Below are 21749 nucleotides of genomic sequence, written 5' to 3' on the forward strand. Positions count from 1 at the left end.
AATTAAAATCATAGTAAAAATGAGGAGCGGAAAATATGACAAGATACTTACTTAAACGTATATTCTACATGATCCTCACTTTGTTTATTGTGGCAACTATCACTTTCTTCTTAATGAAATTGATGCCAGGTTCGCCATACGCAAATGAAGCGAAGATGACACCAACTCAGTTGGAAATTATGAATAAACAATATGGTCTTAATAAACCGATTTGGGAGCAGTACCTGATCTATATTGGTGGGATGCTTCATGGTGACTTTGGAACATCTTTCCAATACAGTAACCAACCAGTATCAAGTTTGATTTCTGCCCGTTTAGGTGTTTCAGTTCAACTTGGACTTCAAGCCCTAATCTTTGGTGTAGTTGTCGGTGTATTCGTTGGCGCAATTGCCGCAATGAAGCAAGGAACATGGGCTGACTCAACTGCAACGGTTTTTGCAATTATCGGTAAGTCAGTTCCTAACTTCGTTTTAGCAGTAATTTTACAATACTATATTGGTCTTAAACTTGGTTGGTTCCCAATTGCAGGTTGGGGTTCATTCTCACAGACTATTTTACCAACACTTGCCTTATCAGTGGGGCCGCTTGCGGAAACAGCCAGATTTATTAGAACAAGTATGGTTGATACTTTAAGTAGTGATTACATTGAATTAGGTAAGGCCAAAGGTCTTTCAAGAACTGAAGTAATTAGAAAGCACGCAATGCGTAACTCAATGATCCCACTTGTAACTTTAATCGGACCATATGCAGTAGCGCTGATGACTGGGTCAATGGTTATTGAAAATATCTTTAACATCCCTGGAATTGGTGAACAATTTGTTAAGTCAATCTTAACCAACGACTACCCAACAATCATGGGTGTAACAATGGTCTACTGTGTGGGATTAGTAGTAATCTTATTGATCACAGATATTATTTACGGATTAATTGATCCAAGAATTAGATTAACGGAAAAGGAGGCCTAACTTTATGAATGAAGAAGATTTAAAGCTTAGCCCAGACGCCTTTGAACCTTTGACAAAGGATGAACGTGAAGATAGTGAAAAAATTGCTGGTCCATCATTGTCATTCGGTCAAAACGTTTGGATTAGATTCAAACAACGTAAAGCGGCAGTCATTTCCGCAATTATTATTATCTTAATGATGGTTATTGCTTTTGGTTCAACGCCATTCATTAACAACTCTACTTTAGTTAAATCACATCCCCAATACGCTAACTTACCACCAAAAATTCCTGGCTTTGGTGCTATTAACGGACTTAATGGTAAGCTTAAGCAAAACGGTCAATGGGTTGATGCCTATGCTCAAAACAACGTTCCAAAAGATAAATACTTTATTGCCGGAACCGACTACTTAGGTCGTCCACTTGGTCAAAGAATTATTTACGGTACTAAAATTTCATTAATTGTTGCTTTAGTTGCTGCCTTCTTCGACTTAACCATTGGGGTTCTATACGGAGTTATTTCTGGATGGAAAGGCGGCGGAGTTGATAATGTGATGCAGAGGATTATTGAAATTATCTCATCAGTACCAAACTTAATCATCGCTGTTTTAATGTTAGTTGTTTTAAAACCAGGTATTACTTCAATTATCATCGCAATTGCCATTTCTTCATGGACAACGATGGCTCGTCAGGTTAGAGCTGAGACCTTGAGTCTTAAGAATGAAGAATATGTGCTTGCTGCTAGATCACTTGGTGAATCTTCAAGTAAGATTGCTTGGAAGCACTTGATTCCAAATCTTTCAAGTATCATTATTATTCAAACTATGTACACTATCCCAAGTGCCATCTTCTTCGAAGCTTTCTTGAGTTTCATTGGTATTGGTATTTCTGCACCACAAACTTCACTTGGTGTACTCCTTAACGAAGGTCAAAAGAATTTCCAATTCTTGCCATACCAAATGTGGATTCCGGCAATTGTCTTGTGTATTTTGATGATTGCTTTTAACTTGCTTGGTGACGGTTTACGTGATGCCTTTGACCCACGTGGACAACGTTAGGAGGACTTTCATGCCAGAAAAAATTTTAGATGTAAAAAATTTACAAATCGACTTTAATACATACGCTGGTGAAGTTAAGGCCATCCGTGATGTGAGTTTCCATTTAAACAAAGGTGAAACTTTAGCTATCGTAGGTGAATCAGGTTCGGGTAAGTCAGTAACTACTAGAAGTATTATTGGACTTCTTGCTAAAAATGCTAACGTAGTTGGCGGTGAAATTAACTTTCATGGAGAGAACCTGTTAGAAGCTTCAGAAAAGGATATGCAAAATATCCGTGGTAATGAAATTTCAATGATTTTCCAGGATCCAATGACTTCACTTGATCCAACTATGAAAATTGGTCAACAAATAGCCGAGCCTTTGATTAAGCATAAGGGCGCATCCAAAAAAGAAGCTTGGGCTAAGGCACTTGAAATGATGAAGGCTGTTGGAATTCCTGATGCTGATAAAAGAATTAACCAATATCCACATCAATTCTCAGGTGGTATGCGTCAAAGAATTGTTATTGCAATCGCGCTTATCTGTGAACCTGAAATTTTACTTGCAGATGAACCAACGACTGCTCTTGATGTAACCGTTCAAGCTGAAATTTTGGATTTGATGAAAGATTTACAAAAGCGTATTAAAACCTCAATTATTTTCATCACTCACGACTTGGGTGTTGTTGCAGGGATGGCTGATCGTGTGGCCGTAATGTATGCTGGGGAAATTTTGGAATATGGTACGGTTGATGATATTTTCTTTGATCCGCAACATCCATATACTTGGGGATTAATTAACTCAATGCCAACTTTGGACAGTGATACTTTAGAATCAATTCCAGGTACGCCACCAGATCTTTTGGATCCACCTAAGGGAGATCCATTTGCGCCAAGAAATAAGTATGCAATGAAGATCGACATTGAAAGAAAGCCACCGTTTTTCAAAGTTTCTGATACTCACTATGCAGCAACTTGGCTTCTTGCACCAGGCGCGCCAAAGGTTGAGCCACCACTAGAAATTCAAAGACGATGGAAGAAATATGCTTTGATGAAGAAAGATCATGAATTAGTATCAGAAAATTAGTCACAGCAAAGGAGATTATGTATGCCAGAAAAGAAGAAAATTTTACAGGTAAAGCACCTCAAACAGTACTTTAAAAATGGCCGAGTAACTACTAAAGCTGTTGATGATGTAAGTTTTGATATTTATGAAGGTGAAACCTTTGGACTTGTAGGTGAATCAGGTTCAGGTAAGACCACTACTGGTCGTTCAATTTTACAATTATATAAACCAACTGATGGCGAAGTAATATTTGAAGATAAGAATGTTGAGAACCTTAAGTCTCGTGATGAGAAATTGAAGTTTCGTCGGGATGCTCAAATGATCTTTCAAGATCCATATGCTTCACTAAATCCTAGAATGACAGTTGAAGATATTATTGCTGAAGGTCTTGATATTCACCATTTGGTTAACAGTAAAGAAGAACGACGTCAGCGTGTAGAGGAATTGCTTGAGGAGGTTGGGTTGAATAAAAATCATGCTAGCCGTTTCCCACACGAATTCTCTGGTGGTCAGCGGCAAAGAATCGGGATTGCGCGTGCACTTGCCGTTCAACCTAAATTTATCGTAGCTGATGAACCAATTTCTGCTCTTGATGTATCAATTCAGGCTCAAGTAGTTAACCTAATGATTGATTTGCAAAAAAAGCAGGGCTTAACTTACTTATTTATTGCTCATGATTTATCTATGGTTAAGTTTATTTCAGATCGTATCGGAGTTATGCACTTTGGTAAATTGCTTGAAGTTGGAACTGCTGATGATGTATATGATCGTCCGCTTCATGATTACACTAAGAGCCTAATTTCAGCTGTTCCGATTCCCGATCCTGAAATTGAACGTAAGCGTAAGAGGATTCAATATGACTCTCAAAAAGAAGAAATGGACGGAAAAGAGCGTACAATGCATGAAATTACCCCAGGACACTATGTTCGTTGTAGCGAAGATGAGGTAGAACATTACAAAGAAGTTGCGGCCAGTTACAAAAAATAAGGAAAATGCTTGACATAAAAAAATCAATAAGTTATGATCTAACTTGTAATTAATAAGTGAACACAAAGGAGATGAATCGCATGTTGTTAGCAAGTCAAATGAGAAAGAATAGAGAATGTTGTTGCACTAGCTGCATCTTATTTGACGTGCCCAATGTGCAGAGCATCCCTCATAATATTGTTTCGATAAATATTTAATTATCCAATTAGTATTTAAGTGAATAATATCAAAGAAGCGAGCTTGTAGTACGTTGAGTACTGCGGCTCGCTTTTTGTATTGTATTTTTTTAAGGAGAAAACCTGATGGTTAAATTTAAGACATTCGCTGCTGGTTTAGTTACTGTTTCTGCTGGATTAATTCTTGCAGCTTGCGGCAACAATTCAAGTCAAGGTTCAGCAACTGACAATAAAACTTTGAATCTAAGTACTACTGCACCACTTGATACCATTGATATCAGTAAGTCAACCGGTTATGGTCAGACCGGTAATGTATTTGAAAGCTTCTATCGCCTAGGTGAAAAGGGTAAGGTTACACCAGGACTTGCTGAATCTGGTAAGGTTTCAAAAGATGGTAAGACCTGGACCTTCAAGATTAGAAATGCTAAATGGTCAAATGGCGATCCAATCACTGCCCAAGACTTCGTTTACTCATGGCATAGAAGCTTGAATCCTAAAACTGCTTCCCCATATTCATACTTGTTTAGTGGTGTTAAAAATGCTGATGCGGCAATTGCTGGTAAAAAGAGCTTAGACTCAGTTGGAATTAAGGCCCCTGATAAAAAGACTGTAGTGGTTCAATTAGATCGTCCAATTGCTTACTTCAAGGTTTTGATGGCATACCCACTCTTTGGACCTCAAAATGAAAAAGTGGTTAAGAAGTATGGCAGTAAATATGCTACTAAGGCTCAATATCAAGTCTACTCAGGACCATTTAAGATTACTGGCTGGAACGGAACTAACGATACCTGGTCTTTTGAAAAGAATAAGAATTATTGGGACAAGGATGTAGTGAAGTTAAACAAGATTAACTATCAGGTAGTAAAGTCAAATAATACTGGCTATCAATTATATCAACAAGGTAAGTTGGATTTAACTCCCTTATCAAGTGAGCAAGTTAAGAACTTACGCTCAAATAAGGACTTTAAAGAATACCCATATTCACTTGTACGTTTCTTGATGTACAACTTCAAGGATAAGAATGTCGTTAATAATAAGGCCTTGAACAACCGCAATATTCGCCTAGCATTATCACTTTCAATTGATCGAAATGTTGTTACTAAGAAGATCTTAGGTAATGGTTCAACTCTTCCTACTGGATTTGTTGCAAGTGATTTAGCCGAAAATCCAACTACTGGTGTTGATTTTGCTAAGTCGCAAAAGGTTAGAAATACTGTTGATTATAAGCCAGAATTAGCCAAGAAATATTGGAAAAAGGGCTTAAAGGAAATTGGTCAAAAGAGTTTAACCTTTAATCTTCTTGCTTCAAATGATGAAGCTGATAGTGAACAATTGAGTCAATATTTGCAATCTCAATGGATTAAACACTTAAAGGGCATCAAGATCAATGTTGATAATATCCCTGAAAAATCAGCTGATAGTCGTGCCAATAATGGTGACTTCGATCTTTATCTCTCACATTGGGGTGGTGACTTCAATGATCCAATGACCTTCATGCAAATTCCAATGACCGGTACCTCATACAATCATGGTAAGTGGTCAGACAAGCAATATGATAAGTTAGTTAATCGCGGAGCAAATGAAGATGCCAATGATGTTAATAAACGCTGGAATGATCTAGTTAAGGCAGCTAAGATTGTTAACAGTGAACAAGCGATTACTCCAATTTATCAACAGACAACTTCATATTTACAAAATCCAAGAGTGCACGGAATTATTCATAATACTGCTGGTACTCAATGGAGTTACAAATATGCCTATATAAAATAGTAGAAAAAGAAAATTTATTGATACCCAGTAAGATAAAACAAATAGCGTGTTCGTAATGAACACGCTATTTATGTGCAAATTAAAATTAATAGAATTTGCAATTTTTATACATTATGTTTTCAAAGCAACCTTAGTCTATACCAATTTAAGCATAGAGCAATAAGTTTGTTAAGATCTCTATAAAGGTATATGTTATTTAATATTTGATTATAAAAGGGAGTCAAGAATTAACTCCCTTCACGTATTAAAAAGCACAGTTGATATCACCTATCAACGTATACTAGTATAACATACGTTATTTACCATTTGAATAAGTTCACATTTTAATAACCTTAGTTATTGAATACACTTATGTGTTATTCTAATGTACTCTAAAATAAACTATATATTTAATAAAATAACAAGCAAAAATTATAGAAAATAGATATTTGCATTGAAGTTTTACAATTTCTAAAACTTTTTCACAAAATCCCTTGCATTGAATAACAGGTGTTATATAATAATATATGTCAAGGGGATATGAAAGATCCCAAGAGTTAAATTAGTGAAGATATAGAGGTATTTAAAATGAAGAAGTTAGTTAAGGTTGTTTCAAGTGTAGTTATCGCATTAAGCTTTGCAGGTATGGGTAGTCAAGTTGTTAGTGCAGCAACAGCACCACTTGCACCAGCACAAGTAGCGCCAACAGATCCAGCAATTAAGAAGGGTCAAAAGATTATGGTAGTTGTAAAAGACACAAAGAAGCAAACCGTTTCTGTATACAACGCAAAAGCAGAAAAGACTAATAAGTCAGTTAAGATGGGTTCAGAATACACTGCAAAAGCTGTAAAGAAGGTTAACGGTAAGAAGATCGTTAAAGTTTCAAATGGTAAGTGGTTGAACACTAAGGACGTTACTCAAGATTAATTAACGGGGATCAATTAATTTAGTAATTTTAAATATCAATTTAATACTCTGGATAGGGAATAAGCGGAAGATGATTCTTTCACTTTTTATTTTTGCCATTTTTAGGTATAAAAATCTCACTCTAAAAGTTTAATAGAGTGAGATTGTTTTGAGCAGTATTCTTCACATCGTTAATTTGTAGCTCTACATTACTGAAATGTTTATCAATTTCATTGAAGCGTTTGTGTAAAATAATTTTCCATTAATGAAGTACTTTCTCAGTATTTGCTTCTAATTCTTGATGTGTAACGTATTTATCCATAGGTGGTTCATCTCCGCCTCCGTTGCCATAATCGCTTAAAATTCATTACAATCCATAATATTAAATCGACGACTATCTACTAATATATCGTTGACATATAGGGTAAAAGCTTGATAAATTAATAGATAACAAACGTTATCTAAAAACAGAACATAATAGAGCGAATAAATAATAAACTACGGAGGGTGGAGAATGTCAAGAATCGAGTTTCAAGAGCTAAAGGAGTCTTACGATAACTTACAAAGTAATTGTAAAGCTGTTGATTTTACTTTAGGAATGGCTAATTCTGAAGTAGGAATAGTTCAAGACAGTAAAAACTTATTAGGAAGTCATTAAAATGAAATGGCTAATGTTCATTGGAAGAACTAAGAATGATACAGTCTATTTTGATTTTAAGACCAAAAAAGCTCTTGTAGTAAGGGGTTTGAAGAATCTTGATATGCAAGAATTAAAAAAGTCAGGTGAAAAAGCTGGTGGATACTCATTTACCTTAACCTTAGTTCTCGTTGGACTGGTTGCATTATTTCGAAAGCAACTAAATATAACGGAAAGTCTTACTCCAAAAGTTATTTTTATTCTAATCGCACTTAATATTATAGGAGCTATAGTTCTGGTTTATTACATCGCTTCTAAAGCTTACCCTAGTCACCAAGAGTATGAGCTTGCGACGGATGAAGAATTTAATGAAGCATTTGTAGGAAATATTTATTTTACCTTCAATAAGAAGACGGTATTTAAAGATAAATGGATAGATCTTTTGGGTAGTCAATTATTCTACTTGTTCATAATTGCTACGGGCCATGTCTCTCCAATTTTTCTATTTAAAACTATTTCTTCACTTTTGGGGCTTATATCGGTAGTGCCATGCATGCTTATGACAGGAGCGGGATTGAGCTACATACTTTTGTACAACAAATTTTTATATTTAAAAGTAGAAAATCTATATCACGAGCACAAGATTGTTTTTAAGGAAAGCTAGTGTCAAATTGAATAAGAAGTTAGATAATAAAATCGAAAAAATCAACGAAGAATTTTTGGAAAAAGAAAAAACTGATCATTCATTTGGTGATTTTTTGTATCCATTTTAGAATTGGTTTTAGAATTTTTTAAATAAAATTTTTAACTAGTTTGCGATTATATACGGCAAGATTTTTAAACTGTAGATGAATTTACCATAAGATCAAACTTAATAATCGCTATTAGGGGAATTGTAAAAAGAAAGTAATAATGAAAAAAGGTAATTTATTTTATGTTGGACGAGTTGACGATCAATTAGTCTATGTTGATAAAAAAACTAAACAAGTTCTCAAAGCCTCACCAAAAAGAGCACAAGCAATCAGTACTGGTGGTAAAGCTGAAAAAAGTGCAGGGATTGGAGCTCTATTAATTAGTGGGCTAGGGATGACAGGTATATTTGACAAGCCACTACTACCAACTAATGAAATTAGCTTTCCAAATCAATATTATTGGATATTTATTGGGTATTATTTAGTTCTTATTATTAATGCTTTTTTGATTTGGAAAATCATTGATTACTCAAGATTCGACATTATGAAAGAACCAGTAAAAGCAAATAAATACGAATTCTACAAGGCAATAAATGATAATATGTTTCTCCATTTTAAATTGGAGTCAGATAATATATCGAGTATTTTTAAAATTATTCTTGGGGACATTTTCTATTTCTTGCTCATGTTTTTATTTATGAGTTTACCGTTTTATTTTCTGAAAGGAATTATTAAGCTATCAATTAATCAAATTTTTAATATGTGGATAGGTACCATTGGTTTTGGTCTATTTTTTTGTATGGCCTTTCAAGATAATAATATAAAAGCTTTAAAGTATGCTTCAGATTTCAAAAATGAAAAATTAAAGTTCGAATAAAAAGATCGCACAATTATACCCATTCCTAGCTAAAATAACAGGCGTGATAATAGCCAATGATCTAAAAAAGATCACGCCTCAAATAGCAGAGCAGTCTTTTAAAGGAGCTTATTGTGAAGTTAATATTTATTGGTCAGTCAAAAAATAAGTCCATCTTTTTAGATATAAAGACAAACCATATCTATCAAACAACCAAGGGAAGATTTCTTGATATGTATGGATCTAGAAATAGTAGCAAGCATATTGTAATGATTGTATTCGGATTAACTTTCTTTGGAATCATTAATAGAAATCTTCATTTAATTACTTTTAATTTTAAGGAAAAGTATGTGCCTTTGACTGAAACAATGGTGTTTTGGTTTGTGGTAAGTTGGACTGTTATTTCCGCATTTTTTATCATGCTTGGACATTCAAACTTTCGCCCTAAAGAAGATATTAAGCCTGCAACTCAAAAGCAGTTTGATAGAGCTGTAAATACAAATTTGATCAATATAAATTTTCTAAAGAAACAGAAGGTAGAAAATGGTAACATTTACAAATTTATTTTGATCTATATTGGAACCATCATATCAGGTTTAGTTTTATATTTGGTTGTAATTACAAAGCTATTTATTTTAGGTATTTATGAGCCTTTTCCTGTTGGAGCATCAATAGGCATTGTTCTTTTAGGATTTTTTCCAGGAATAATATATCTAATGCTTTTTCAAAATAATGCAGTTAGATGGTTATTGCTTTTAAAAAAATATCAAGAAGGAAAACTAGATATCATTACAGCAGATGATTTAGAAGAGAAGGAAAAATAAATAACCGTCCGATACTATCTATCAGACGGTTATTCTCTATCAAAATTTGGACGTAAAAAGGACGTAATAAACCTAAAATAAACTTAAATATTTGTTGATAAATTGGCGCTCTTTACGTCTATTTACACGTATTTTACTATTCATCAATTTCTTCAATGGTAATAGTTACTGGGTACCAACCGTTTTCATCTTTGTCTTGAATTTCAGCAGTACCGATTACACGTACATTAGTGTGACTAGGCTTGTCAGCAACTACAACAGCAACCTTTGAGCCATTCTTGATGTTTTCAAAAGCGTGTTGTTGAGTCTTTTCAAGGTATGCAAGGTGGCTGTCGTCAACAACCTTCATTGATTGCTTTGGACCAACTTGTGGCATACCGTTAGAATCAACAGTTGACAAGAATGCTAAGTGATCCTTGAAAAAGTCTTGTTGTGCTTGAGTTAATTTGTTTGAGTCTAATTTCTTCATAATTATAATTCCTTTCCTTGATTTGCTAATATCTATTATACATTTAATACTAATCTAAATAATTGATATAAATCAAGAATTTAACATTTCTTATAATATTTTGTAAGTAACTTTTTTAGGAAATTATAAAAACACAATTAATGGCTTTATATTAAAGCAAATAATAATTTCTCGAATGATCAGATTAATTAATAGATAAGAAAAACTGCTACTTCAACGCGAGGTAGCAGTTTTCCTTTATTGAATTAATTACTACAGAAGGATTCGTTATTAGTTAAGGGGGAGCTAATAAAAAGGGTAAAAAAAGGCAAAAATTCTTTGTAATTAATTCAAAATGCAAGTTGATAAAATAAATAAGATAAGATTAATTATGAATAAATTATTTTACGAATCCGGCGTTATACCAATTGTTTGCAGAAGGCTTCAAAGACCAACCTGAAACTTTGTCACTTACTGCAGTAACTGAATAGCTATTGCTGGTTGGCACTAAGTAAGCATTGTCATACATCCAACGTTGCCATTCATGGAACTTCTTTACACGATATGCGTGATTAAATGACTTCTGAGAATTGATTTCATTTAATAATTTAGTGTTGGTTGGGGAAACAAATCGCGCAAAGTTGAATGGAGAGTTCTCATCGTAGAGATGACTTTGCGAAGGCTCACCGGATAAACCCCACCCCCCTTCAAAGACATCGATACGAGGATCACTATCTTTAATCGCTTGTACCCATGAATTAAATTCCATTGGTCGACCATTGATAAATCTAACATCAAGGCCGACTTTATTCCATTGCTGGATATAGTTGCGCCAGATAGGTTCTGTATTAGAATTTCCTGCGCGAACAGCTAAGTGGATAGTTAACTTTTTACCATTTGGTTGTCGGCGGTAAGTACCATCTTTTTTATATCCGGCTTCATCAAGTAATTGATTAGCCTTTTTGAGATTGTAGCCATATCCAGGGATGCTACTATCGTGAAAATCACCGAAAATCTTGGGTACTAAAGTATTCACTTTGAAAGTCAAGCCATGAGTGAATTTCTGATTTACAGCTTCAACATTCATCGCATAAAGCATTGCTTTACGTAGATTCACATTATTCATTTTTGCATGTTTATCTTGAATGTTTTTGCCAAGCTTCTTGTCCCATCTTCCTACACGAAAACCAACGTAATTGTAGGCAAGTTCTTTATCGCCAATAAAATTGGTAGCAGAAGAATTTTTGACTTCTTGATACTGACTTAATGGCACCTCGGCTACATCAAACTTATGACTTTTAATAGCTTGAGTTACATTACTTGAACTAATTGTTGATAAATTTACGTGGTCAAAGTGAGGCTTCCCGCGCCAGTAGTAAGGATTTCTTGACCAATAAGTTGATTGTCCACGAACTGTTTTTACCATTTTGTATGGACCGAAGAAGAGGGGATTCTTTCGTACTTTATCACTGGAGATCAGCTTTTCAAATGGTACATTTTTTAAGTAATGATATGGAGCGGCATTTTCCCAGATATAGTGAGATCCAGATTGCTTCATTCCGGGTTTCATTTCTTTAAAGTGGATTACTAAAGTTTTACCTTTTGGACCATCGGGCATTTCAAGACCAGAAATGGTTTTAGCTTTACCATCATGATATTCTTTCATTCCAACAATGTTTTCATATGTTGAGCCGTATTGTGTGCTTTGAGATTTAGCATTTGCAATAATTTCGTATGAATATACTAAATCTTTAGCAGTGACTGGCACACCATCTGACCAACGAACTTTATCTTTTACTCGAATAGTTGCACTGCGATTCTTCTGATTAAGTCGAAGAGTGGCAGCTCCCTTATCATTAATAGCAAGATGTTCATCTTCTGAAAATAAAGTCTCATCTCCGGGTGCTACTGCTTCACCATCTGGTGCTGTGTCAGATAATTCGTCTAAAAAGATTCCGGTAAACGGTGTCTCTACTACAATTGGCTCTGTCAAAGTTCCGCCATCTTTAATCGTTTTTTTAGGGACGGCTTGCTGAAACTTATCAGGCTTAGATTGTGCTGATTTACTATGTCCACATGCTGCAAGACTCAAGCTAGTTGCGCCAAGCAGCATTAATAGGCCGAATTTGGATTTTGATTTATACATATTTTTCCTCCCATCAAACACCCGTCTATCTTTCATAAGAAACAAAAAACGCTCTATCAGACTCACACTTTGAATCTAATAGGGCGTTTTTCGCGGTACCACCTATTTTCGTCAGTTAAAAACTAACCTCATTTCATGTACAGTTTTACAACGATACACTACCGCAATAGAGGGCGGACCCTGAAAATACTGTGATCGTATTTTCCACTCAAAGGTGATATTTAGTAAAACTTTTTGCTGTTTCTTTTCACCAGACAGAAACTCTCTAAAAGCTGTAGTTAAACTAACTGTCCTTATCAAAGCTAGATATTATTCTTTGTAGCTATAATAATACACCGCTAAACTATTTAGTCAATAAATAAATGTTTAGTAAATATTAAAAATAAAAGAAAAACGCTCAAACATGGGCGTTTTCAAGGAAAAATTTATTTTTACTTATTCAATTGTAATAGAGTTGTCGGCATCTCCAGCAGCTTGTTTAGGCAAAGTAATTGTTAACACACCATTGTCATACTTTGCGTGGATTTCATTAGCAACAACATTAGGCAATCTGAAGCTTCTTGAAATGTGACCTTCGCTTCTTTCTTTATGGATGATGTTGCCTTGATCATCTTTTGAGTCATTTTCAGTAGTACGAGTACCAGAAATGTTTAAAACTCCGTCCTTGTAACTTAAGGCTATGTCTTTTTTGTTCATTCCTGGCATATCAACAGTTACAGTATAATTCTTATCATTTTCACTAACATCGGATTGCATGATGTTAGAAACTTCACGATCATTGAAAAAGTTTCTTGGAAAATCGAACCAGTCATTCATTGAATCAAACATATTATTACGATGATTAATCATATCATTTGCCATAATAGAAAAACTTCCTTTCAAAACTTATTTAGTAATGAAATTCATTTCCATTGCCTTACATAAATAATATTAGCACTTAAACATCTAGAGTGCTAATTATATGATCTATATTAATTAAAAATCATATATAAAAAGATAGACCCGCTTGGATCTATCTTGATAAATTATTTTACTTTTACAGCAAATGCCTCATATGGCTTAAGTTCAAGATTATGTAAGTCATCATGATCTTGGTAATTGCTGATAATATTTTCACTAATTTTCTCTTCAGAGTCAAAACTTTGAGTATCTGCCGAAAGGTTTGCTACAATCAGCCACTTTTGACCATCGAGCTTACGGTAGTAGGCGAGGACTGAATCATTAGTATTTTTGACCAATTCAAAATCACCATCAACGACGATTGGATTTTTGTGGCGAAGCTTAATCAATTTTTGATATGTATAGAAGATGGAATCAGGATCAGCTAGGGCTGCTTCAACGTTGATATCCTTATAGTTAGGGTTAACGTGGAGCCATGGTTTACCAGTGGTGAAGCCAGAATTTTTGTTTGCATTCCACTGGATAGGGGTTCTTGCATTGTCACGACCTTTAACGTTAATTGAATGAAGCAAGTCTTCTTTATCGTAGCCTTTTGCAAGACGTTCGTTGTACATATTGATACTTTCGATATCTTCAACTTCGCTGATGTCTTTAACTGGGCAGTTGGTCATACCAATTTCTTCACCATTATAGATATATGGAGTTCCGTGCATTAAGTGAAGAATAATCGCAAACATCTTAGCGGATTGGACGCGGTATTCCTTGTCATTACCCCAACGAGAAATCACACGAGGGATGTCATGATTTTCCCAGAAAAGGCTATTCCAGGCATGTTCAAAATCAATTTCTGTTTGCCACTTAACAAGAACATTCTTTAATTTGCCAAGGTCAAGAGGGCGCAAGTCCCATTTTTCTTTCCCTGGTTGTTGGTCAAGAGTTTGGTTTTCAAATTGGAAGACCATTGAAAGTTCATGACGATCTGGATCGGAATATTCTTCAGCAATCTTAGGAGTTGCGTTCCATGTTTCTCCGACAGTCATGAGATTTTTACCGCCAAAAGTTTTCTTATTCATTTCTTGCAAGTATGGGTGGAGCATTGGACCATTTTCCCGGATACCTTTTTCAGGTTCTTTACCAATCAGTTCAATTACGTCCATCCTGAATCCGCCGATACCTTTATCAATCCAGTAATTCATCATGTCGTAGATTTTTTGACGCAATTCTGGATTCTTCCAGTTTAGGTCAGGTTGTTGGTCAGCGAATAAGTGTAAGTAATATTGACCAGTTTTTTCATCAAATTTCCAAGCTGAACCAGAAAAAGCCGACTTCATGTCATTTGGTTCATGACCATTAACTGGATCCGACCAAACGTAGTAATCGTGGTATGAATTATCCTTATTTTTACGGGCTTCGATAAACCAACGGTGTTGATCAGAAGTGTGGTTAACAACTAAGTCCATCACAATTTTAATGTGGTGCTTCTTAGCCTCTTTGATTAACTCATCCATATCTTCCATTGTGCCATATTGTGGATCAATGGCCTCATAATCAGAAATATCATAACCATTGTCAATTTGAGGTGATTGATATACAGGTGATAACCAAATAGCATCAATTCCGAGTTTTTCTAAATAAGCTAAACGAGATGTAATTCCTTTAAGGTCTCCAATACCGTCGCCGTTACTATCTTGAAAAGATTTTGGGTAAACTTGATATATAACGGCTTCTTTCCACCAAGGTGTCATTAAAACTTCCTCCTTATTTTCGTTGCTATATATGATTATCTCTAAAATGAAAAGGTTTACAATAATTAAAAAGGATGTTATCGGTATCAGAATTAAAATGCAAAATTTGAAAAATAATACTAGCTTTAATTCACATTTTTGTATACAATAGATATGTTCCAGTTATGGCGGAATTGGTGAAGGGGTTAACACACCGGTTTGTGGATCCGGCATACATGGGTTCGAATCCCATATTCCGCCCTAGTAATACTCACGAGTCGTGAATAATAACGACTGCACAAAAAAGACGAGCGATTAGCTCGTCTTTATTTTTTTAAAAATTAAATTAATGATTAAAAGTTTGCTTTCTTAACGTATTGATTCTTTGAAATACGGTAAAAGTTCTTGCCATGTAATTTAATTGCCTTACCGTAAGTTGAAACCTTTGAGTGCTTCTTCAAAACTTTCTTACCAATGCGCTTACCCTTCTTGTCATAAATATATGCGTTGTGCTTTAAAGTACGCTTAGTAGCATGAGCCTTCTTAGTGGTATTCTTGCTAGTCTTAGTAGTCTTTGCGGTCTTATCAGTCTTTTTTGAAGTGGTTTCAGTATTTGAAGCATCAGTGTTTGCAAGCTTGCCTAAAGTTACATCAGCAGTTTCGTTCATGGTCTTGCCCATAACGTTAAGAGTGAATGCTAAAGTACCTTTACCTTCTTTGTAAGCATCTGCAGGGAAGACAAAGTCCAATGATGATCCATCTTTAGCTACATTTTCAACCTTACCAGCAACACCGTTAAGTGAAATAGCTGAGATCATCTTTGACATGTCTTGACTCTTAGTCATTGGGTTCTTTGAACCATCAACGTGGATAGTAATTTCTGAAACTTTACCGTCCTTTAAGGTAACTTGTGCGCTGTTTCCAAGGAACATAGCAGCTTCTGAAGGTTGAGTTGAACCAGTCTTAGTAATTGCCATAGTAACAGTTTGACTGTTTGCACTGTTTGCATCAGCAGTCTTGGCTGCAGTGTTAGTAGCAACAACTGGAGTTTGAGCAGGGGTAGTTGAATCTGCTAAAACTGGAGTTGAGATAGCTGCTGTAGCTAAAAGTGATAATGATGCCAAAATAACTTTTGTATTCTTTTTCATAAAAATCTCCTCGTAAATTACAAAAACTTATTTCCGTCTAATATTATTAGCTAAAAATAAAAAAATACAATAGGGTCTGGAGTTATTTAATTAATAATGGCTTAAAAAACTAATAAATTAAATACCATGAAAATGCGCATTGCAAAGCGCTTTCAAGAACTTTATAATTAAATTATTAAATGTAAAAAGTTAGGGAGTATAAAAATGAAGAAGAATTTACTTAAATTTATTGCCACCAGTTCTGCAGCACTTACTTTGGCAACACCAGTTGCTTTTGCTATGACACAAAATCCACAAATTGTCTCAGCTGCAAAAGTTGAAACTCAAAAGTCAGTTAAGATGACTGTTTACAAATACAGTGCAAATCATAAGAGCAGAGCTAAATCAATGGCTCAAGGTTTCGTAGGTACTAAGGCCGGTGTAACTATTAAAAACGGTAAAGTTACTAAGTTAACTCTTCATGTTGATGGTAAAAATTCGCCAATGGGTAAGGGACAAAACGTTGATAAAATTGTTAAATCATTGAAGATTAACGGTGTTAGTGGCCATAAAGAAAATATTTCGGCTGACAATTCAAGTTTCGATTTTGTTTTCTCAGGTAAAGCTTTCAAGAATAATGGCTGGGCTAAGATGTCAGTAACTATCAACTTCGGTGGTAATATGACCGAACAAGCTTGGGTGAAATTCGGCAAGGTTAGTGGTGTAAAGGCTACTAAAGCGAATAAGAAGAAGGCCAGCAAAAAGGTTAGTAAGAAAAGCAACAGCCACATCAAATAAAAAGTCGAAGGTAAGTACTAAGAAAAAAATTCAGTATATTAACTATACTGTTTACAAAAAAGATCGCTCAGGTATTTCTGCAGCTAACAACTTTTACACTCGTCAGGCTAAAGTTACTAAAACTAAAAGTGGCTATATAATGACGCTCTATGTCAAAGTTAAGCATGGTTTAGTGAAGTTTAAGCCACTAACTATGTCACTTGGTAAGATTGAAAATCGCAGCTTTGAAACTAAGAATGGTCACGATATCTGGACTTATCAAGTTGCTTTTAAGTCATTAGATCAGCTTAACAAGGCTAGTTCTGGGAGTCTACATTTAAGTGTACCTATTGCTAATATTCATGATCAAACTTTTGAAGTTTGGTATGAATGGGGTGTTAAAAAAGTTGCTCATAATACGGCGGCCGATAAGGTTTTAGCAGGTAGTTCTTCTGCTTCATCTGATAAAGAAAATAGTGCGTCGGTTGCATCAAGTCAATCAAATTCTACAAGTGTCGCTCCTTCAGCTGAAACTAGTATTAGTGAGCCAGTAGATAAGTCGGCTGATGCCGATTCTGCTGTAACACCGGCCGATTTGGCTAAATATAAAGTATCACCTGAGAAACAGACATATGCCGAAACGGCATTGATTAACTATCCATTTGCCCAAACAATTTTAATTTTTGTCATTTTAGATGCGATCGTAATTGCAGGTGCAATTTCACTTAGAAGAAAATTTTTGAAAGGCGGGAAAAATGATGAATAAAGTTTTAAAAGGATTGATTTCATCACTTTCCTTGTTTTTATTTTTCGTAATTTCATGTCAGACTGCTTTCGCACAAAGTATTAATTACCATGCTTACAAATATGGTACTCACCAAACTTCAATGGCGGACGGCTACTATGCTCGTCCAGCTGATGTTAAGGCTGATGGGAATCAGTATTTAGTCACAATGACTATTAGAACTAAAAAGAGTTTGAGTCCATATCCAGTAAAGGTACTTTCAATTGATGGTCAAGCGCCCATAAATGTAGTTAAGACGCGACATGGATCTGATTATGATTATCGTTATAGTTTTCGCACTAATAATTTAAAACATGATATTAACAGTAAAATTAGTATTGATGTACCAAATGTTTATAAAGCTACTCATGATATCACTTTTTCATTTGATACTAGTAATTTGCCAAAATTAAGCGATAAAAAGAGTAGTAGTTCTACTAAACATAGTGCAGTAGTAACGACCACTAATGGAGGCGGAAAAAATGGTTCATCTGGTGCTGATTCAGAAGCGCTTTTGGCTCAAGCTCAATCGCAATCAGATGCTGCCAAGAAAAAGCAAGCCGCTTTGGCGCAGCAACAAATGGCTCAAAACAGTAAAAATCAAGTTGATAACGAACGGAATCAAAAAATGTTTTACTACACTGTTTTAGGTGGGACAATTAGTTTAATTGTTTTGATTATTGCAGCCGTATTTTTTGTAATTAGTGGTAGAACTAACAAATCCAAAAAAGTAAAGGATAGATAGATGAAATCACATAAAAAAGGAATAATTATTGGTTTAGTTGCATTTTTAATTGTGATTGCTGGTGTAGCCATTGGTGCTAAGCACTTTATTGATAAAAAAGTGGCTGATGATCAAAGAATTGTTGCAACCAGTGCGGCTATTACAGAGATTTTTGACAAACTTGATATTAACCTAGTTGGTGTACCTAATACTCAGGCAAAACTTCCAAAAAGATATCAAAATGTCGAAAAAATCGGTAATCCAATGAAACCAAGTATTGAAAAAATAGCCTCATTGAATCCAACACGTGTTTATGCCGTTTCAACTTTAAAAGATCAATATGACGACTCTTTCAAAGAACAAAGTGTGAAGGTTACTTACTTGAGTCTTGATTCGGTTACTGATCTTGAAGCAACTTTAGCAACTTTGGGGAAAGAATATTACCGTCAAGTTCAAGCTAATAAGCAAATTAAAATTATTAACGATGCTGTCGCAAAAGCAAAAAAACGTGTTCATGGACGTAAACCTAAAGTTTTAGTTTTGATGGGACTGCCAGGTGCAAATTACATGATTTTAACTAATAAGTCATACCTTGGTGATTTAGTAAATATTGCTGGCGGTGAAAATGTTTATAAATCTTCAAGTCAAATTTACTTGTCCCCAAGCAACGAATCTTTAGCTACAAAAAATCCAGATGTAATTTTGCGATTAGAACATGCTTTGCCGAATGTTACTGTGCCTCAATTCAAACAAGAATTTAAGAAGAATCCTGTTTGGAAGAAAATGAAAGCTGTCAAAGAAAATAAGGTTTATGACTTACAGCAACCAGACTTTAATGCTTCTGCTAATATGAATGTTCCTGAAGCATTAAATAAGTTAAGTAATATTTTTTATCCAGAAAATTAATAGGTTATAAGATGAAAAAAAGAGGTCTATGGGTATACGGAATTTTGGTGATTCTGTTGATTGGGACGGTTTACTTTGCCTTAACGCATGGTGCAAGTAAAATTTCGTATCAGAATTTGACTATTAATAATTTAAATATTTTATTTAACATTCGAATTCCGCGGATTTTATCTGCCTTGATCGCTGGCGCTTCACTTTCGGTTAGTGGAGCGTTTTTTCAGGCGGCTTTAAGAAATCCGATTGCGGATCCGGGAATCATGGGTGTGTCATCTGCAGCAGGATTGTTTCAAACTTTTGCTATGTTTTTACTTCCAGGATTTTTCTTCGGGAAAATAGCCTTTGCGGTAGTTGGAGGAATGGTCGCATTCATCTTTTTAATTAACTTTCAAAAGAAGATGGATCCGTATCGTTTGATTATTATTGGAGTAGCATTAAATGCTGTCTTTACTGGAATTCAAGATGTGATTTCTAATAATGGTAATGCTAGCGTGTCTCTTGCGACTAGTACTTGGCAAAGTACGCTTTACTTAGCTATTTTGGGAATACTAGGAATCATTGCGGCAATTATTTTTGCGCAATGGGGTAACTACTTAAAGGTAAACGATGAAGAATTAAGATCTTTGGGTGTTTCTCCAAAGCAAATGCGGATTGTTTTATTATTAATTGCGGTTATCTTGGCGTCAATTACGACTGCCTGCATTGGTGTGATTGCCTTTATTGGGATTATTGTTCCGCAAATTGGCCGACAATTAATTGGACATGATTATCAAAAGTTGATTCCATTCTCTATGTTTGCAGGAGCTTGGTTCATGCTTTTTGTGGATACGCTTGGAAGAACGATTAATCCGCCAAATGAAATTTCAGCGGCAGTCTTGTTGGCAATTATCGGCGGTCCATGTATGATTTTAATTTTATTAAAGATAAGTGGAGGAAAGAATGCTAGAGCTTAATAACGTTGATTTTTCTTACCACAATAAAAATATCTTTAATGGATTAAATTTTTCTTTGCAAGATAACAAGATAACGACAATCATTGGTCCGAATGGTTCAGGTAAATCGACTTTATTTAAATTGTTAACTCGATCAGAAAAAGCAAAATCTGGTGAAATAAAACTTGATGGTAGTGATATTTGGACAATTCAACCACGTGATTTTGCAAAGAAAGTAGCGATTGTACACCAGCAAAATCAGCTCTACGATGAGATGACCGTAAATGAACTGATTAAGATGGGGCGATTGCCGTATAACTCTTTATTTGAGAATGATCAGACTGATCCAGAAAAGTTAAATAAGATTTTAAATTATTTAGAAATTGAGCCGTTGAAGAATAAGTTCGTTTCTGAATTGTCAGGCGGACAGCAGCAGCGTGTTTGGCTTGCTGTTGCCCTGGCGCAGGAACCAGAATATTTATTTTTAGATGAACCGACAACTTATTTGGATCTTCATTTTCAGTATCGATTTTTAAAATTATTGAAGAAATTAAATCGTGATCAAGGATTGTCTATTTGTATGATTCTTCATGATTTAAATCAGGCACTGCAGTTTAGTGATCAGGTTGTACTCTTAAATCAAGGAGAGATTAAAAAGATTGGTCAACCAGAAGAAGTTATTACGAAAGAGATAATTAGTAATAATTTTAAAATCGACTGTGAAGTAATCAAAACAGATCAAGGCGTATTTTTGAGACAGTATTAGAAGGAAGGTAAAAATAATGGATGAAAATACAAAGAATATGCTAGCAGGTAAGCCATACCGTCCTGACGAAAAAGAGTTATTTACTCTTTCAAGAACTGCTCACAAACTTTGTCAGGAATATAATTTGCTTGTTGACACGGATAAAAAACGAAATGAAGTTATCGATCAGCTTTTTCCAGATCACGGAAAAGATATTTATTTACAAGGTCCAATTCAAGTAGATTATGGTAGATTTACTAAATTAGGTGATAACTTTTACGCAAATTTTAACCTGACTATTTTAGATACTTGTCCTGTAGTAATTGGAAATAATGTCATGTGTGGGCCTAATGTAACTTTTGCGACACCACTTCATCCATTACTTGCTGAGCAGAGAAACGCAAGGATGCAAAATGACGGAAAGTTTTCAGATGTTGAATACGGTGCACCAATTACAATTGGTGATAACTGCTGGATTGCAAGTAATGTAACAATTACTGCCGGAGTGACTATTGGTGAGGGATGTGTGGTCGGAGCTGGTGCTGTAGTAACTAAAGATATGCCAGCCAATTCATTAGTTTTAGGTGTTCCTGCAAAGCCCGTTCGTCAATTAGGTGAAGAAGATCGAATTAAGAATTGGCCATATTAATAATTAGAATAAAAAAG

At 35.0% G+C, this 21749-nt stretch carries 22 protein-coding genes, 1 tRNA gene and 1 other annotated feature; of the genes, 18 read left to right on the top strand and 5 right to left on the bottom strand.

Going from position 1 to position 21749, the window contains the following annotated elements:
• The first annotated feature begins 35 nt into the window (after positions 1–35).
• From opp3b to NFR82_RS01095, 10 genes are all read left to right on the top strand, one after another.
• The gene (opp3b, locus tag NFR82_RS01050; protein WP_251716298.1) at positions 36–965 is read left to right on the top strand and encodes an oligopeptide ABC transporter permease; all 930 of its coding nucleotides are present in this window, start codon (positions 36–38) and stop codon (positions 963–965) included.
• Positions 966–969: 4 nt separating this feature from the next.
• Positions 970–2001, top strand: a complete 1032-nt coding sequence (locus tag NFR82_RS01055) for an ABC transporter permease (protein WP_251716299.1) — start codon at positions 970–972, stop codon at positions 1999–2001.
• Positions 2002–2011: 10 nt separating this feature from the next.
• Positions 2012–3067, top strand: a complete 1056-nt coding sequence (locus tag NFR82_RS01060; RefSeq protein WP_251716300.1) for an ABC transporter ATP-binding protein — start codon at positions 2012–2014, stop codon at positions 3065–3067.
• 21 nt (positions 3068–3088) lie between these two features.
• Positions 3089–4033 (top strand): ABC transporter ATP-binding protein, encoded by a 945-nt coding sequence (locus NFR82_RS01065; protein WP_251716301.1) that lies wholly within the window; start codon positions 3089–3091, stop codon positions 4031–4033.
• Between the two features lie 302 nt (positions 4034–4335).
• Positions 4336–5979, top strand: a complete 1644-nt coding sequence (locus tag NFR82_RS01070; RefSeq protein ID WP_251716302.1) for a peptide ABC transporter substrate-binding protein — start codon at positions 4336–4338, stop codon at positions 5977–5979.
• 567 nt (positions 5980–6546) lie between these two features.
• Positions 6547–6885, top strand: a complete 339-nt coding sequence (locus tag NFR82_RS01075; RefSeq protein ID WP_251716303.1) for a hypothetical protein — start codon at positions 6547–6549, stop codon at positions 6883–6885.
• 493 nt (positions 6886–7378) lie between these two features.
• Positions 7379–7522 carry a hypothetical protein gene (locus NFR82_RS01080; RefSeq protein ID WP_251716304.1) on the top strand — a complete coding sequence of 48 codons (144 nt, stop codon included), beginning with the start codon at positions 7379–7381 and terminating at the stop codon, positions 7520–7522.
• A gap of 1 nt (position 7523) precedes the next feature.
• Entirely contained in the window at positions 7524–8165 is a 642-nt protein-coding gene (locus tag NFR82_RS01085; RefSeq protein ID WP_251716305.1) for a hypothetical protein, read from the top strand.
• A gap of 248 nt (positions 8166–8413) precedes the next feature.
• The gene (locus NFR82_RS01090) at positions 8414–9070 is read left to right on the top strand and encodes a hypothetical protein (protein WP_251716306.1); all 657 of its coding nucleotides are present in this window, start codon (positions 8414–8416) and stop codon (positions 9068–9070) included.
• A gap of 113 nt (positions 9071–9183) precedes the next feature.
• Complete coding sequence (locus NFR82_RS01095) at positions 9184–9873, top strand: hypothetical protein (protein ID WP_251716307.1); 690 nt, start codon at positions 9184–9186, stop codon at positions 9871–9873.
• Between the two features lie 136 nt (positions 9874–10009).
• Here NFR82_RS01095 and NFR82_RS01100 read toward each other — a convergent pair whose 3' ends face one another.
• The 4 genes from NFR82_RS01100 to NFR82_RS01115 all read right to left on the bottom strand — a co-directional run bounded on the left by NFR82_RS01100 (position 10010) and on the right by NFR82_RS01115 (position 15112).
• Complete coding sequence (locus tag NFR82_RS01100; RefSeq protein WP_251716308.1) at positions 10010–10342, bottom strand: pyridoxamine 5'-phosphate oxidase family protein; 333 nt, start codon at positions 10340–10342, stop codon at positions 10010–10012.
• A 379-nt stretch (positions 10343–10721) separates the two neighbouring features.
• A complete protein-coding gene (locus NFR82_RS01105; RefSeq protein ID WP_251716309.1) occupies positions 10722–12467 on the bottom strand; it encodes an oligopeptide ABC transporter substrate-binding protein in 1746 nt (581 codons plus the stop codon).
• Positions 12468–12543: 76 nt separating this feature from the next.
• Positions 12544–12776: a binding site (T-box leader), on the bottom strand.
• 126 nt (positions 12777–12902) lie between these two features.
• On the bottom strand, positions 12903–13328 hold the full coding sequence (locus NFR82_RS01110; protein ID WP_251716310.1) for an Hsp20/alpha crystallin family protein: 426 nt from the start codon (positions 13326–13328) through the stop codon (positions 12903–12905).
• 164 nt (positions 13329–13492) lie between these two features.
• Positions 13493–15112 carry a glycoside hydrolase family 13 protein gene (locus NFR82_RS01115; protein WP_251716311.1) on the bottom strand — a complete coding sequence of 540 codons (1620 nt, stop codon included), beginning with the start codon at positions 15110–15112 and terminating at the stop codon, positions 13493–13495.
• A 167-nt stretch (positions 15113–15279) separates the two neighbouring features.
• On the opposite strand from NFR82_RS01115, the gene NFR82_RS01120 reads away from it, so the two are divergent.
• Positions 15280–15352 (top strand) — tRNA-His (locus tag NFR82_RS01120).
• A 92-nt stretch (positions 15353–15444) separates the two neighbouring features.
• On the opposite strand, the gene NFR82_RS01125 is transcribed toward NFR82_RS01120, so the two are convergent.
• A complete protein-coding gene (locus NFR82_RS01125) occupies positions 15445–16239 on the bottom strand; it encodes an SLAP domain-containing protein (RefSeq protein ID WP_251716312.1) in 795 nt (264 codons plus the stop codon).
• 204 nt (positions 16240–16443) lie between these two features.
• On the opposite strand from NFR82_RS01125, the gene NFR82_RS01130 reads away from it, so the two are divergent.
• The 7 genes from NFR82_RS01130 (at position 16444) to NFR82_RS01160 (ending at position 21732) form a co-directional block, all read left to right on the top strand.
• Entirely contained in the window at positions 16444–17016 is a 573-nt protein-coding gene (locus NFR82_RS01130) for a hypothetical protein (protein ID WP_251716313.1), read from the top strand.
• A gap of 139 nt (positions 17017–17155) precedes the next feature.
• Positions 17156–17761, top strand: coding sequence for a hypothetical protein (locus NFR82_RS01135; RefSeq protein WP_251716314.1), 606 nt, complete (start codon positions 17156–17158; stop codon positions 17759–17761).
• Positions 17751–18524: an NEAT domain-containing protein gene (locus NFR82_RS01140; RefSeq protein WP_251716315.1), complete on the top strand. Its 774-nt coding sequence runs from the start codon at positions 17751–17753 to the stop codon at positions 18522–18524. Before NFR82_RS01135 ends, NFR82_RS01140 begins: the two co-directional genes overlap by 11 nt.
• A complete protein-coding gene (gene isdE / locus NFR82_RS01145; RefSeq protein WP_251716316.1) occupies positions 18525–19409 on the top strand; it encodes a heme ABC transporter substrate-binding protein IsdE in 885 nt (294 codons plus the stop codon).
• 11 nt (positions 19410–19420) lie between these two features.
• On the top strand, positions 19421–20359 hold the full coding sequence (locus NFR82_RS01150) for a FecCD family ABC transporter permease (RefSeq protein ID WP_251716317.1): 939 nt from the start codon (positions 19421–19423) through the stop codon (positions 20357–20359).
• The gene (locus tag NFR82_RS01155) at positions 20346–21104 is read left to right on the top strand and encodes an ABC transporter ATP-binding protein (protein ID WP_251716318.1); all 759 of its coding nucleotides are present in this window, start codon (positions 20346–20348) and stop codon (positions 21102–21104) included. The genes NFR82_RS01150 and NFR82_RS01155 overlap by 14 nt, the downstream gene beginning before the upstream one ends.
• Before the next feature lie 16 nt (positions 21105–21120).
• Entirely contained in the window at positions 21121–21732 is a 612-nt protein-coding gene (locus tag NFR82_RS01160; RefSeq protein WP_251716319.1) for a sugar O-acetyltransferase, read from the top strand.
• Positions 21733–21749: the final 17 nt, after the last annotated feature.

The organism is Lactobacillus agrestimuris, assembly GCF_943193025.1.
In the GTDB taxonomy this organism is placed as follows: Bacteria; Bacillota; Bacilli; order Lactobacillales; family Lactobacillaceae; genus Lactobacillus; species Lactobacillus agrestimuris.